12 protein-coding genes are annotated in these 14,032 nt (G+C 40.9%); 5 read left to right on the plus strand and 7 right to left on the minus strand.

The window, feature by feature from the left end; all coding sequences use genetic code 11:
- Positions 1–140: 140 nt before the first annotated feature.
- From BUE31_RS24145 to BUE31_RS24155, 3 genes are all read left to right on the plus strand, one after another.
- Positions 141–998, plus strand: a complete 858-nt coding sequence (locus BUE31_RS24145) for a DUF4198 domain-containing protein (RefSeq protein WP_143167235.1) — start codon at positions 141–143, stop codon at positions 996–998.
- A 92-nt stretch (positions 999–1,090) separates the two neighbouring features.
- A protein-coding gene (gene prfB / locus BUE31_RS24150; protein ID WP_143167236.1) for a peptide chain release factor 2 occupies positions 1,091–2,183 on the plus strand; the annotation gives its coding sequence in 2 pieces (ribosomal slippage) (positions 1,091–1,150 and positions 1,152–2,183; 1,092 coding nt in all).
- A 70-nt stretch (positions 2,184–2,253) separates the two neighbouring features.
- On the plus strand, positions 2,254–3,156 hold the full coding sequence (locus BUE31_RS24155) for an alpha/beta hydrolase (protein WP_073406417.1): 903 nt from the start codon (positions 2,254–2,256) through the stop codon (positions 3,154–3,156).
- Between the two features lie 428 nt (positions 3,157–3,584).
- On the opposite strand, the gene BUE31_RS24160 is transcribed toward BUE31_RS24155, so the two are convergent.
- The 6 genes from BUE31_RS24160 to BUE31_RS31180 all read right to left on the minus strand — a co-directional run bounded on the left by BUE31_RS24160 (position 3,585) and on the right by BUE31_RS31180 (position 10,380).
- The gene (locus tag BUE31_RS24160) at positions 3,585–4,841 is read right to left on the minus strand and encodes a pyridoxal phosphate-dependent aminotransferase (RefSeq protein WP_073406418.1); all 1,257 of its coding nucleotides are present in this window, start codon (positions 4,839–4,841) and stop codon (positions 3,585–3,587) included.
- Positions 4,842–5,657: 816 nt separating this feature from the next.
- Positions 5,658–5,900: a hypothetical protein gene (locus BUE31_RS24165; protein WP_073406419.1), complete on the minus strand. Its 243-nt coding sequence runs from the start codon at positions 5,898–5,900 to the stop codon at positions 5,658–5,660.
- Between the two features lie 192 nt (positions 5,901–6,092).
- Entirely contained in the window at positions 6,093–6,407 is a 315-nt protein-coding gene (locus BUE31_RS24170; protein WP_073406420.1) for a hypothetical protein, read from the minus strand.
- Positions 6,408–6,462: 55 nt separating this feature from the next.
- Positions 6,463–9,603, minus strand: coding sequence for a DEAD/DEAH box helicase (locus tag BUE31_RS24175; protein WP_073406421.1), 3,141 nt, complete (start codon positions 9,601–9,603; stop codon positions 6,463–6,465).
- Positions 9,593–10,009: a (deoxy)nucleoside triphosphate pyrophosphohydrolase gene (locus tag BUE31_RS24180; protein WP_234997897.1), complete on the minus strand. Its 417-nt coding sequence runs from the start codon at positions 10,007–10,009 to the stop codon at positions 9,593–9,595. Before BUE31_RS24180 ends, BUE31_RS24175 begins: the two co-directional genes overlap by 11 nt.
- Positions 10,010–10,215: 206 nt before the next feature.
- On the minus strand, positions 10,216–10,380 hold the full coding sequence (locus BUE31_RS31180) for a hypothetical protein (RefSeq protein ID WP_159440739.1): 165 nt from the start codon (positions 10,378–10,380) through the stop codon (positions 10,216–10,218).
- Between the two features lie 236 nt (positions 10,381–10,616).
- Between BUE31_RS31180 and frr the strand changes: the two genes are divergently transcribed.
- Together frr and BUE31_RS24195 are read left to right on the plus strand one after the other, a co-directional pair.
- Positions 10,617–11,180 (plus strand): ribosome recycling factor, encoded by a 564-nt coding sequence (frr, locus tag BUE31_RS24190; protein ID WP_073406423.1) that lies wholly within the window; start codon positions 10,617–10,619, stop codon positions 11,178–11,180.
- A 285-nt stretch (positions 11,181–11,465) separates the two neighbouring features.
- A complete protein-coding gene (locus tag BUE31_RS24195) occupies positions 11,466–13,220 on the plus strand; it encodes an ABC transporter ATP-binding protein (protein WP_073406424.1) in 1,755 nt (584 codons plus the stop codon).
- A 117-nt stretch (positions 13,221–13,337) separates the two neighbouring features.
- Here BUE31_RS24195 and BUE31_RS24200 read toward each other — a convergent pair whose 3' ends face one another.
- On the minus strand, positions 13,338–13,991 hold the full coding sequence (locus tag BUE31_RS24200; protein ID WP_073406425.1) for a response regulator transcription factor: 654 nt from the start codon (positions 13,989–13,991) through the stop codon (positions 13,338–13,340).
- Positions 13,992–14,032 lie beyond the last annotated feature (41 nt).

Raw genomic sequence — 14,032 nt, forward strand, 5'->3', positions numbered from 1 at the left:
ACTTTGTATGTTTGGATGTCGGTCATTAGTCATTAGTCATTAAGTCATTGGCCAGGACAGACGTATGTCTGACAAGTTTGATTTTTATTTGTAGTTTGCGGCATAATTATTCCGAAGGTGCAATAATTAACAAGAATCCTATGATGAAACGTACACCACTTTTACTCTTAATACTCGCGGCAGCTATCGGATTGGCTGCAACCACGCACGATTTTTTCCTGCTGCCCGAATTCTTTTTTATGCACAAGGGCGATAAGCTTAACCTACATTTGTTAAGCGGCGACTCCTTTATAAAAGATGCCGAAATAAACTATCAACCCAGCAAAACCACCCGGTTTATGCTGTACAACGGCTCAAAAAAAATCGACTTAAGCAAGGTTGCTAAAGACAGCGCAGCACCCGTATTAAGTTATGAGATGGTAAATCAGGGGCAGTCGTTAATTGAAATGACCAGGGGGTATGAGTTCAGCTTTACCTCGCGCGATGCCTATGCCGAGTTTTTAAATAGCCAGGGTCTGGATAAAATGGCCGAAAAGGTAAAAAGCGGCAACCAGTTCAGGGTGAAAGAAAAATATACGCGTTATTTAAAAACGCTGGTTTCTGTTGATAACGAGGATGGAAACGCTTTCGAGAAGATCCTTAACGAAGATTACGAGATAATTTTAAAACAAAATCCCTATAAGAAAAGGTACGGTGACGACATGATTGCCATATTAAAGTTTAAGGGTAAACCTGCGCCTTCCGCAGCTATGCTATTATACATAAAAACTACAACCGGCAACGTATATACGCAAAACCTTACAACCAGCGCCAATGGCGAAGTATCTTTTAACCTGAGCCGGGAAGGAGTTTATTTGTTGCGCAGCGTAAGAATTGAGCCAACCAAAGATAAGGATGCCGATTACGAAAGCTGGTGGGCCTCCTACACCTTCCCTTTCAGCAGCTCAGAGGATCTGCCGAATACTTATAAGGAATTTGGATTTGGGAATAAGCATTAGTTCTTAGTCTTGAGTCGAAACCGGTCGTCACAAAAACATCAACATTTACAACGGCTTCAGCCTTTTCCAACCAAACAACTATATTTGCCCTCATGACTAAAGAACAGATCCAGGATTTAAGGGATAGAGTAACTTCCCTGAGGAGGCATCTTTGACATCGACAAGAAACTCGATGCCCTGCAAATTGAACAGGAAATAACCATTGGCCCCCATTTTTGGGATCACCCAAAAGAAGCAGAAAAAGTTCTGGCTTCCATCAAAGTAAAAAAAGTATGGACCGATGCCTACCAAAAGGTAGTTGCCACGGTTGAAGATACAGGCGTGCTTTTGGAATTTTTCCAGGCAGGCGACGCTACCGAGGCAGAAATGCAGGAGCAATACAATGCCGCAATAAAAGAGATTGAAGAGCTTGAATTTAAAAACATGCTCTCGGCCGAAGAAGACCAATTTAATGCCGTACTGCAAATTACCGCAGGCGCAGGCGGAACTGAAAGCTGCGACTGGGCCGGCATGCTGATGCGCATGTATATTATGTGGGGCGAAAAGCATGGCTATAAAGTAACCGAACAGGATTTCCAGGAAGGCGATGTTGCCGGGGTTAAAACCGTTACCCTGCAAATTGAGGGCGATTTTACCTACGGTTACTTAAAAGGCGAAAATGGCGTGCACCGTTTAGTGCGCATCTCGCCCTTTGATTCAAACGCCAAGCGCCATACTTCGTTCGCATCCGTGTATGTTTACCCGCTGGTTGACGATACTATTGAGATTGAGGTTAAAGATGCGGATATTGAATTTGAAACCTTCCGCTCCGGCGGTGCTGGCGGACAGAATGTGAACAAGGTGGAAACTGCCGTACGTTTATATCACAAACCATCGGGCATTATCATTAAAAACCAGGAATCGCGGTCGCAATTGCAAAATAAGGAGAACGCTATCAGGTTGCTAAAATCGCAATTGTACGAGGCTGAAATGCGTAAGCGCATGGAATTAAGCAATGCGGTAGAAGGCAACAAGAAAAAGATAGAATGGGGGTCACAGATCCGCAACTATGTTTTACATCCTTACAAACTGGTTAAGGACCTGCGTACAGATCATGAAACCTCAAATGCAGCAGCTGTATTGGATGGCGACCTTGATGAGTTTTTAAAGTCGTATTTAATGGAGTTTGGCGGGCCAAAGAGTTAAGTTTTGGTTGATTGGGTTGATTAAGTGAGTGGTTGATTAGGTTCGTTTTTTATATCAATAATTATAGATCATGAAAACAGTTTTGTGTGCCCTGATGCTTGTGTGTGCGGTTATTTTAACCCATGCGCAGGAAAAGCCCTTGCCTTTGTATCCCAATGGGGTGCCAAATGCCAAACCCACGCCAAAAACATACGTCGAAAAAATCAATAAGGATTGGGCCTCCTATGTTAGCGTTCCCACTATTACGCCTTATTTACCTGAAAATGGAACTGCCAATGGTACCGCTATAGTGATCTTTCCGGGAGGCGGCTATACTGGCCTTTCTATGGAGAATGAAGGATCGAACATAGCTAAGGCATTTAATAAAATTGGCGTAACCGCCTTCGTTGTAAAATACCGCCTGCCAAGCGACAGTATTATGGTTGATAAAACTATCGGCCCATTGCAGGATGCGCAGCAGGCGGTTTTAATGGTGCGCAAAAATGCGGTTCAATGGGGTTTAAGGGCAGACAAAATTGGCATCATCGGATTTTCGGCTGGCGGTCACCTTGCATCAACGGAAGGAACGCATTTTGATAAGGTACTGGTTGATGATAAAGAGAACATCAGCGTTAGGCCTGATTTTATGATGCTGCTTTACCCGGTTATCAGCTTTGGCGAAATGACCCATTTTGGTTCGCGCGAAAGTCTGCTGGGTAAAAAACCCGGAGTTGACCTGTTAAACCTGTACAGCAATGAAAAGCAGGTAACCGCCAACACGCCGCCAACCTTTTTGGTGCATGCAGAGGATGATACGGTGGTTCCCGTACAAAACAGCCTGATGTTTTATGAGGCCTTATTAAATGCAAAGGTTAAAGCCGAAATGCATCTTTTCCAGGCAGGCGGCCATGGTTTTGGGTTAAATAACTCAAAAAGCAAAAATAAGTGGATTGACTGGGCAAAGAACTGGCTGGATGAGAATGGTTTTTTGTAGATCTTAAGAAAACCTTATAGGTAAGGCCGTTAAATCTATCTCAATAGTTTAATAGAGTTTCGCACCTGACGGCGCGAAAAATGATTGTATTTTATTATTCTACCGACCTTTTGCTCCTAAAGGAGCAGCTTTAAAACAAATGCTTCCACACTACTGTGCCTGCATAAACGCATGGCGCAGAGTTGACTCACCCGACGACTCCGCTAGCCAGCGGATGGTCGACCTCTCTTCGCCTGCGGCGGAAAGAGGTGAGGAAAAATAAAAAGTTTTTTTAGCCCTCTTTACGCGCAGCGAAGAGAGGGCTGGTCGAGCGAAGCAATGACCGGGTGAGTAAACTCTGTGCGCGATAGTAACGCTATTGCACTGGCGCAAACGTACGGCGGCGGCCCCCATCCCCCCTCTCTGCTACCCCATCTAAACCAGTAACATTACTTCAATTTCGCCAATGCTTCTTTTACCCTTGGGATAAGTTGTTGAATATCCTGCAGTGTGCTTGCACCTACCGATGCCCTGAACCATGGCATCTCGTCATCGGTACCAAATGCCGCGAACGGCACAAAGGCTACCTTAGCTTCTTTAATCAAATAAAAATTAATATCGGCGGATGTTTTTAATACTGTGCCGTCGGGTGTGGTTTTACCGGCGTAGTCAATCTTTATGGTCAGGTAAATGGCCCCCATCGGTTCAATGGCATCAACGTTAAATCCTTCTGATTTTAGTTGCTGAAAGCCCTGGTACAGCGTATTAAGGCTGTTTTGAATATTGCCTTTTAACTGAGCAAGATAGCCGTTAACATTATCGTCCTGCTTTAAAAACTTTGCCATAGCAACCTGTTCCGCCTTTGGCGACCATGCGCCCATGTGCCCTACAATTGCTTTCATGTGGCTCACAACATCGGCCGGACCAAAGCCCCAGCCAACACGTACACCGGTGGCGGCAAAACATTTTGATGCACCATCAACAAACAGCGTTACATCTTTTAACTCAGGGCGTAAGCTAACCGGGTTAAAATGCTCGTGCTTTCCAAATGTTAGCTGCGAATAGATCTGATCATATAAAAGATAAAGCGGCTTTTCGCCTGCTTTACGGGTTTTGTTTTCGGCAATCACCAGGTCGCAGATCTCTTCCAGGTCCTTTTTGGTGAACATGGTGCCGGTTGGGTTAAGCGGCGAGCATAATGCAAGCAAGGTAGCACCTTTTAAATGCGGGGCTATCTCATCCGCAGTGGGCATAAAATTATTTTCAGGCGAGGTAGGGATAATCACAGCCTCGGCTTTCAGCAGGTCGCAATAATGATTGTTGTTCCATGACGGTGCAGGGAAAACCACCTTATCGCCCGGGTCAACAACGGCTAAAAATATAGAGTAGATCAAAGGCCTTGACCCGCCTGATACCAGGATCTGATTTGGGGCATAATCCAAATTAAACCTGCTCTTTAAAAACGCCGAAACGCTTTCGCGCAGGTTCAGCATCCCATCGGCAGGGGGATAATTAGTTTGATTATCGGCATAAGCATCAACAATACCTTGTTTTAGCTGGGCCGGGATAGGGTAAATATTAGAGTCGAAATCGCCGATGGTTAAATTGGCAATGTTTTGTCCCTGGCGTTTAAGTTCATTTATCTCGCCGGCAATTTTAATAATTTCGGAGCCGTGCAGATTTTGGGCTAATAAAGAAACACTCATAATAAATGTGCGAATTTTTGATGTGCAAATGTGCGGATTTTAATTTGAAAATTTGATGATAGGGTGATTTGAAAATGCATTTGGCCAAACTGAAATAATAATCTCCGGACTTACTTTCAGCGAAAAAACTTACCGATGATATCCGGTGGAAAAGCTGGTATCGCAGGGTTTCAAGGGAGCGAAGTAGGGTGCCGGGATTGGAGGCTAGTGATTGGAGATCAGTAGGCCTGTCAAACGCATTAATTGCGGGAATTCTAAAGGGGAATGACAAGGGGTGGCCTGTCATGTTGAGCCTGTCCTTAGGTTGCGCGGGTTGCTTCGAAGCTATATTCCCTCTTAGAACTTAAGCATCTTCCCGCTCATAGCCGCGGAGGCCTAGTTACTTTTTGTCTTGATACAAAAAGTAACCAAAAAAATCAAGACAGAAAAAAGCTTCCCCCCGCAGGCCAGACTCCCCGGCCCGCTTTTCTGTCGTGCCTTTGCCCGCTTTTGTTTTTGGTTCAAATATGTGTTGGTTCTTCGATTAGGCTAGGTCGCGGATGTTGGTGGTTTGAAGCGGAAAAACACAAAACCGGGTGTCATGCTGAGGCGCAAGCCTGCCCTGAGTTTATCGAAGGGAAGCATGTGGGCAAAGGCCTCTGCGCCATGCTTAGCACGCGGATAGGCCTCTGCTCACGTCGCCCTTCGACAGGCTACCCATGACAAGTTTCAACGCCACCAGATTTACGAAGTTTTAAAAACTTCGTAAATCTTTATACCCTTGCCATTTCTCCTTCAGACTTCCCAGGGCGTTTATATCTCAGCAATGACGATTTATTAAAACTGCGAATTCATTTTAATAAACTCCTCCGAAAACTGGGCGAGATACCTGTCTACATTATTCCTTATCTCTTCCAGGTCGCGGTTTTCAAGTTTGGCCAGGATTTGCATCAGCAGCAGGTTATTTATTTTGTTGTAGGCATGGGTTGATGCGGCACTGCTGATCAGCGTAGCGTTCATGTCCATTGAGCGGCCCAGTAAGTCGGCCTTAATTTTGTCGTTTTCGAATTGATCGTTCATGGATTTGGGGTATTAATTGGGTGTTGTTAATGAACGGGGAAGATGCGGAAAAGTTTTGATATGTGGGGAGGGAAATTCGGTGGTAAAAAGGGTTGATGGTTTTTTTGAGAGGCTTTTACTTGATTTAGAGGCTTGGTAAAAACTACGGAATTGGGGGATGGGCAAGGTTTAATTGTGGCGAATTTGCCATAATTAGATGCCGTTGGATTTTTCTAATAGCGCTTTAAATTTTTCAATAGCTATGAATTGAATTGCCAACTCATTGGAATATTCAACCCCTTCAAACTCATGCCAGGTAGGATCAATCCTATAATCAAACGTCCCCCCAAATAATTCTGGCAATCCCCATTCATCGGCATAAAACCATTGGCCATCAATTAATTTAGAGCGAATAAGTGTTTCTCTTTCAGATAACTCAATGTTATCAGGATTGGCAAATATTACTGCACCATACTTTTTATAGTTGGCGCTATCGCGGTATAGGTAATTAAATTTAATGTTTCGCATTAGCCAATGTAGAAACATCAAGATGTTTTGTCAATCGGATATAAGTGAACTTTAACTAACCAATAGCAAGTTTCCCACTTTCTTTCCAAATATATGCAGGCATGGGTTCATTTAAATGCCACTCTACGTTCATCGGCTTTGATCCGCTTGAATTAATGAAGTTTGCTTCCCCTAAAAATACATATGACATTGTAAACCCAAATTCATCCTCATTCTGCTCTCTTACAAACAGTAATATTCGTTTATTTAAATCTTCTTGATTTATATATGATAATCCTTTGGGAGATTCTGGGGAAGTTGCATTCTGTGACTGCCAATGAAATAGATATTCATTAATAGCATAGTCATCATACAGTGTTGTTGGAGAGTATTCTTTTTCGGATTTTTTTAACGTTACAAATAATGCTTCTGTATTTAGATACTTATTTAAAGCAACACCTTCGCGGTTTGAAGATGATTTTTCAAACTCATGAAGACGCAATGCCACTAAGATCTGATCTCGATTGTAACGACTGTGTACTTTTAAAGGAAATGGATAATCTAATTGAATATCCTTTTCAACAAAATCAATCCTGTCAATCAAATATTTTATTACTTCTTCAAACTCTTGAATCATTAGTGGATTTTTGGCAAGTTGTAACATGCTTTCTTTAATAGACTTAAAACCAGCTTTTAATCCTTCCTTTTGCCATATATCATAATGCAACATTAATAACATTAGCCTTTCTTCTTCCGTTTGAACATCAACATTGAAGTTATTTTTGATTAAGTAATTAATGAATTGCAAATAGCTTATTGAATTGCATTGAAGTAATCGTTTAATGCCTTTTGTTATTTCATCTTCATTGGGTTCTATAAAGTCTTGAATTATCCCTGCTTCTACACAAAGTCTTTTCCAATTGCCCTTTTTGTAAATTAATTGTAATTCAATGTGCTGGAATTCGATAAAGTTTTTTAGCGTGAGAGAGGCTGTTGATTGGTGTTTAAAATTTTGAATTTTTATGACCAGTTGTCTTCTATTAAAACCAATTGCAGCCGCAATATTTTTTAGAATGATTTCTTTCGCTTTCTTTTCTAGTATGATAGAGCATCCTAAAGGTAAATGAGGAAACTCATCTTCAATTTCTTTTATAACAGATGTATGAGTCTTTCCCACCAACGCTCTAAACTTATGTGCAAAATCATATTCAGGTCGAGCATTTCCTACAAAATCTAAAACAGTTAAACAATCTTTATTTGGTGCAAGTCGTAAACCTCTTCCAAGCTGCTGAAGGAATATTGTTAAACTTTCCGTGGGTCTAAGGAAAAGAACTGTATCAATTTCGGGAATGTCCACACCTTCATTAAAAATATCCCTCACAAATAAGTAATTGATTTCCTTATTCCTTAGTTTTTCCCTTAGTTCTGTTCTATCTCCGGGGCTGTTACTTGTTAAATAATCCGCTTTTAAGCCTGCAAGTGTAAACTTTTCAGCCATATAGCGAGCATGCTCTTGACTAACACAAAAACCAAGAGCGATAACATCATTTACATCGGTTAAATACTTTTCACAGTTAATTAAAATATCACCTATACGACGATCATCTTCAGTATAAAGTTTGGTCAGTTCATTAATTTCATACTTTCCATTTTTCCATGATAATTTCGATAAATCAACGTTGTCCGATAAGGCAAAATATTGAAATGGAGAAAGCAGTTTTCTATTTAATGCTTCAGGCAATCTAATTTCAGCAGCAATTACTCCGCAAAAATCATTTAAAATATCATCACCATCACTCCGTTCAGGTGTGGCTGTTAATCCTAGTAGTATTTTTGGTTTAAATTTTTCAAGAATAGGTCTATAACTTGATGCAGCTATATGGTGCACTTCGTCAATAATTATAAAATCAAAAAAATCCTCAGAAAGAGCTAATTGACTTATTCGATTATTAATCGTTTGAACTGAAGCAAACACAAATTCATAACTATCTGGCTCTTCCCCGTCAACCCAGAGGGCCCCGAAATTAGCGTTTCTTAAAACGTGTTTAAAAGTAGTTTGTGCTTGTTCTAAAATCTCTTTGCGATGCGCTACAAATAACAGTCTTGCTCTTGGTTGATTGTCTTTAAAGTATTTGTAATCAAAAGAAGAAATCACAGTTTTGCCTGTACCGGTAGCTGCAACAACTAAATTTTTATATCTATTGTGGACGATTCTTTCAGATTTCAATTTCTCCAAAATCTCTTCTTGATAAGGGAAGGGCTTTAAATCAAAAAAGGTTGAAATTCCTTCTTTATAATGTGAATTTTGCTTTAAGGCTTTTTTTAATTTTTGTTTGTCTTGGCCTGATTCATAAAATTCAAAATCCTTATCCGCCCAATAGGTATCAAAGGTTTTTTTGAATTTATCTATTATATGACCGATTTCTTTAGCTGTAACTTTTAAATTCCATTCTAAACCATTTGTTAAAGCCGACCTTGAAATATTTGAAGAACCAATATATCCAGTATTAAACCCCGTATTCCTTAAAAACAAATAAGCCTTGGCATGCAATCGTTCATGCTCAGAATTATATGATACTTTTATTTCAGTGTTTTTTAAGTTGGATAGAAATTCAACAGCTTTAACATCTGTTGCTCCCATATAGGTTGTGGTAATAATTTTAAGCCTTTTTCCACTATTAGTAAATTCTTCCAATTCTTCCTTAAAGATTCGTATGCCTGAGAATTTAATAAAAGAAACAAGCCAACAAATTTCATCTGCAGAAAGTATTTCTTTTTTTATTTCACTTTCTAAAGTAATTCCTGAATTACTACCTGTAAAAAGCTCACTTTGACTTAATCTCGTATAAGGCGTAATTTGTTTAAGTCTTTCATTAAGATCTGGATAGGGGGAATCAAGTTTAGAAAAAACAGCCTCTAATATTTTCCCTTCATTATAAATTAAGTTATTTGAGAGGCCTAATTTTGGTAGTTCATCTATTAAAACTTGAATGAGTTTATTAGAAAGCTCAACTTGGCGAAGTGTTTTATTTTCATCTTTAATCTCATTTAGAGCAAACTTAATTGTCTCAGCTAAGTATAAACTTAAATATCTTGAGGCCTCTTCTTTATCAAGTACAGTACTTTTAATAAAGAAGTTATCACCATTTAATAAGCTTAATTGATTAGCAATTAGCTTTGTTATCAGTTGCTCATAAATTCCTAGTTCAAATTGCATTTAGATATTTTAGGTAATTATTAAGGATAGGGATATCCGCATCGGCCCAATCCAAATCTAACAATTCACTTGTATTTAGCCATTTAAAATCGGCGTGCTCCCTTAACTCGATTTCGCCGCTAACACATTTACAAATGAAGGGAATAAGCTTTATACTTATAAATGGGTAATCATGAATGTTTGGGGCAAGACTCTTAGTAATTTCGATCTCAATATTTAGTTCTTCTTTAATTTCTCGAATTAAACATTGTTCAGGTTTTTCATATGGCTCCATTTTACCGCCTGGTAGTTCCCATTTTAATGGTAAGCTCATTATGGAACTTCTTTGAGTGGCTAACAATTGGCGTTTATCATCAATAATTAAGGCACAAGTAACATCAATTATTTTGCGTGACACCTCTTTCATATCTAATTTTCTACCTCACAAAATACATGTTTACAATCACTATTCAAGCATTCCTCAATATTCATTTTGAGTAGGGTATGGGAAAAGCTGGAAATGAGATCAGTCCGTGTATCACAAATTGGGCAGGTTGTGGGCTGGTCTGTGATTAGGTAAAAGGTTGGCATAATCCAAATTTACAATCTTCCACCCACATAGTTTACAATCCCTCACCAAAAATGAATTGGCTTGTTCCACATTTGTAAACCCATAGCCGGATTAATTACTAAAAGGTCAACCTTATTCGGTGTAATATGCTTGTTCCACCTGTTCCATCTGTTCCACTTGTTCCATGTGTGCACAAGCGGGAGCTGCGAAGCATTGTTTTTAGCCATTTTACCTATAAAAACCAATTTTGATTTGAAAAAGGTTTGTTCCACGTGTTCCACTTGTTCCGCATGTGCACATCGTTCCGCGGAACAAACACAGCACTTTCGTCATTTCTTCCCCCTTTTTGCTTTCGCCTTTAACCTTTCACCGCTCCCCCAAAACATCTTCCGGACTTTCGGTCTTCCCGACTTTCGAACTTCCCAATCTTTTTATTATTTTTGGCAGCAAAACCTACAAAACGATGAGCGAACTCATTAAAAAACAAGTTACCGACGCCAAAGCGCACATGGATAAAGCGATTGACCATTGCGACGGCGAATTACAAAAGATCCGCGCGGGCAAGGCAAGTCCTTCCATGCTTGATGATATAGTGGTTGATTACTATGGCAGTCCGACGCCGTTGAGCCAGGTAAGCAGCGTTAACACGCCCGATGCCCGTACTATTGTGGTGCAGCCCTGGGAGAAATCGTTGCTGAGCGCCATCGAAAAAGCCATTATGGAAGCCAACCTTGGTGTTAACCCGCAAAACGACGGGGTTATTATCCGCATCAACGTACCCCCACTAACCGAAGAGCGCCGCCGCGACCTGGTTAAAAGGGCAAAGGCTGAAGCTGAAACCGGTAAAATTGCTATCCGCAATATCCGCAAGGATGCCAATGAGAAGATCAGGAAACTGAAAGCTGAGGGTGTATCGGAAGATGAGATGAAAACCGGTGAAGGCGAGATCCAGAAACTTACGGATGCTTATATCATAAAGGTTGAGGTGCTTTCTGATGCCAAAGAAAAAGATATTATGACGGTTTAATTTGCCGTTTTGATTTTATATTGAAAAGCCATTTGCTGACTAGCAGGTGGCTTTTTTGGTTTTCCATCGGCGCTTCTTTAATGTCTTCGTGTCCCTTTGTGCATTGCTCCGTGACCTCTGCGGTAAAAGAATTAACCATAAAGGTCTCAAAGAAGCCACAGCGCACACAGAGAAAGATTGGGACTTTCAAAATAGGCCTCTAAAATAGTCCAAATGTCAAATTAAAGTGAATGAGGTGCTTAGCCGTCCGCTTTTTTTATTTTTGTAAAAAAAGTTTATTCACGAATGAAGATTCTCTTATCATACTTATCAAAACACCGCTGGGTTGTTGCGCTTGCGCTGCTAATGGCGGCACTAAACATTGGTTTTTCACTGCTCGACCCTTATATCACCGGCCGTATTGTGGATGAGGTTATCGAAAAACGTACCTTGTTGCAATACAGTCAATACATCCACAACATAATTGTGTTGGTAAGCATGGCCATTGGTGTTGCCATGGTATCGCGTATAGCCAAAAACTTCCAGGATTATTTTACCAATATCATTACCCAAAAAGTTGGCGCCGAAATGTATGCCGATGGTTTAACCCATTCGCTTGAACTGCCCTACCAGGTATTTGAAGACCAGCGCAGCGGCGAGACCTTGGGCATCCTGCAAAAAGTACGGCTGGATTGCGAGAAATTTATCACCTCGTTCATCGGCATTTTGTTTGTGAGCCTTATCGGGATGGTTTTTGTAATTGTGTATTCAGTGCATGTAAGCTATAAGGTAACACTGGTTTATTTTGCCGCTATCCCCATCATCACCTTTGTGAGTATGGCCATGAGCCGTAAAATAAAAACCATTCAAAAACGCATTGTATCAGAAACCACAGCGCTTGCTGGTTCAACCACCGAGTCATTAAGAAATATTGAACTGGTAAAAAGTCTTGGTTTAGTAAAACAGGAGATAGAGCGGCTAAATAATACCACCTATAAAATACTTGGGCTCGAGCTAAAAAAAGTAAAATATGTGCGCAGCATGAGCTTTGTACAGGGTACAACCGTAAACTTTGTGAGGAGTGTAATGGTGGTAGTTTTGCTGCTGCTTATTTTCCAGAACACCATTTCACCGGGACAATATTTTAGCTTTTTATTTTACTCGTTCTTTTTGTTTAACCCCCTGCAGGAGCTTGGCAACGTGATCCTTTCATGGCGTGAGGCGGAGGTATCTTTGGGGAATTTCACAGGAATCCTCAACACACCCATTGATAAAAAGCCTGAAAAACCTGTACTGCTGGAGAAAGTTAAAACCTTAACCTTTGATAATGTAAGCTTTAAGCACTTAACCGCCAACCGTAACGCGCTCAACAACATCAGCTTTGAAACAAATACCGGCGAAACTATCGCCTTTGTTGGCCCTTCGGGATCAGGGAAAACCACGCTCGTTAAATTATTGGTTGGACTTTACCAACCATTAGAGGGTGACATTTTATACAACAATATCCTAAGCAAGGAAATTGACCTCGACCAGCTGCGCGAAAAGATCGGCTTTGTAACCCAGGATACCCAATTGTTTTCCGGGTCGATAAGGGAGAATTTACTGTTTGTACGCCCGGACTCCACTGATGAAGAATGTATGGATGTACTGGAACGTGCGGCCTGCCAAACTTTAATGTCGCGTGCCGACAAAGGCTTGAGTACCGTAATTGGCGAGGGTGGCGTAAAAGTATCAGGTGGAGAGAAACAACGTTTATCAATTGCACGCGCCCTGTTGCGCCGGCCTGATATTCTTGTATTTGATGAAGCTACCTCATCCCTTGATTCCATTACCGAAGAAGAGATCACCGAAACTATCCGTGACGTTTCTGTATTCGATAACCACATCACCATACTGATTGCCCACCGTCTTTCAACCATTATGCATGCCGATAATATTTACGTGCTGGAGAAGGGCCACATCATTGAATCGGGCAAGCACTTTGACCTCATCGCCCAAAAAGGATTGTACTACGCCATGTGGCGCCAGCAGATCGGGGAGAAGGTTAGTGTGGAAGCGTGAGGAAGGTGAAAGCTGAAAGGTAAAAGGCGAAAGGTATTTGAATGCGGAAGTCGGAATGCCAATTGCGGAATTAGACAAAAAACCTTTTACCCTTCGCCTTTATCCTTTCACCTCAACTCACACATTAATAATCCCCGTTTTTATAGCGAAGATAACCAGGCCTACCAGGTTTTTTGAGCGGGTTTTTTCAAACAGGCGGGCACGGTAACCTTCAACGGTACGGATGCTTAAGCAGATCTTATCGGCAATTTCCTGGTTTGAATATTCCTGGCAAACCAGTCGTAAAACTTCAATTTCTCGCTCGTTGAAATCAGCCAGTGAATGTGCGGCATCTCCGGCCGGGTTATTGCCCGCCAGCTGCTTAATAAGTGTTATTGAAAGGTGTTCGTTAAAGTAATAGTCTTTATAATAAACGGTTGATATTGCTTCAATGATCTCCTCGGGTTCGGCATTTTTTAGCAAATAGCCTGACGCACCCGCTTTCATCATATCCACAATGTATTTGTCCTCGTTAAACATTGAAAGTGCAAGCACCTTTATCTGTTTATATTTTTGCTTAACATACGTTGTGGTTTGTATGCCGTCCATTTCAGGCATTTTAATATCCATCAATATTACGTCGGGCGTAATATCGGTAAGCATAGCGGTTAATTGTTTGCCGTTTGAGGCCTCAAGCACTAAATCAAAATCGGCACAATCTTCCAGGGTAGCTTTTAAACCATTTCTGAAAATCTTATGATCATCCGCAATGGCTAATTTAATTTTTCCCATGATTTAATTAAAAGTCAATAAATATAAGTTAAAATCAGTAA

The sequence above is a fragment of the Mucilaginibacter sp. OK098 genome (genome assembly GCF_900142915.1).
Taxonomy (GTDB): domain Bacteria; phylum Bacteroidota; class Bacteroidia; order Sphingobacteriales; family Sphingobacteriaceae; genus Mucilaginibacter.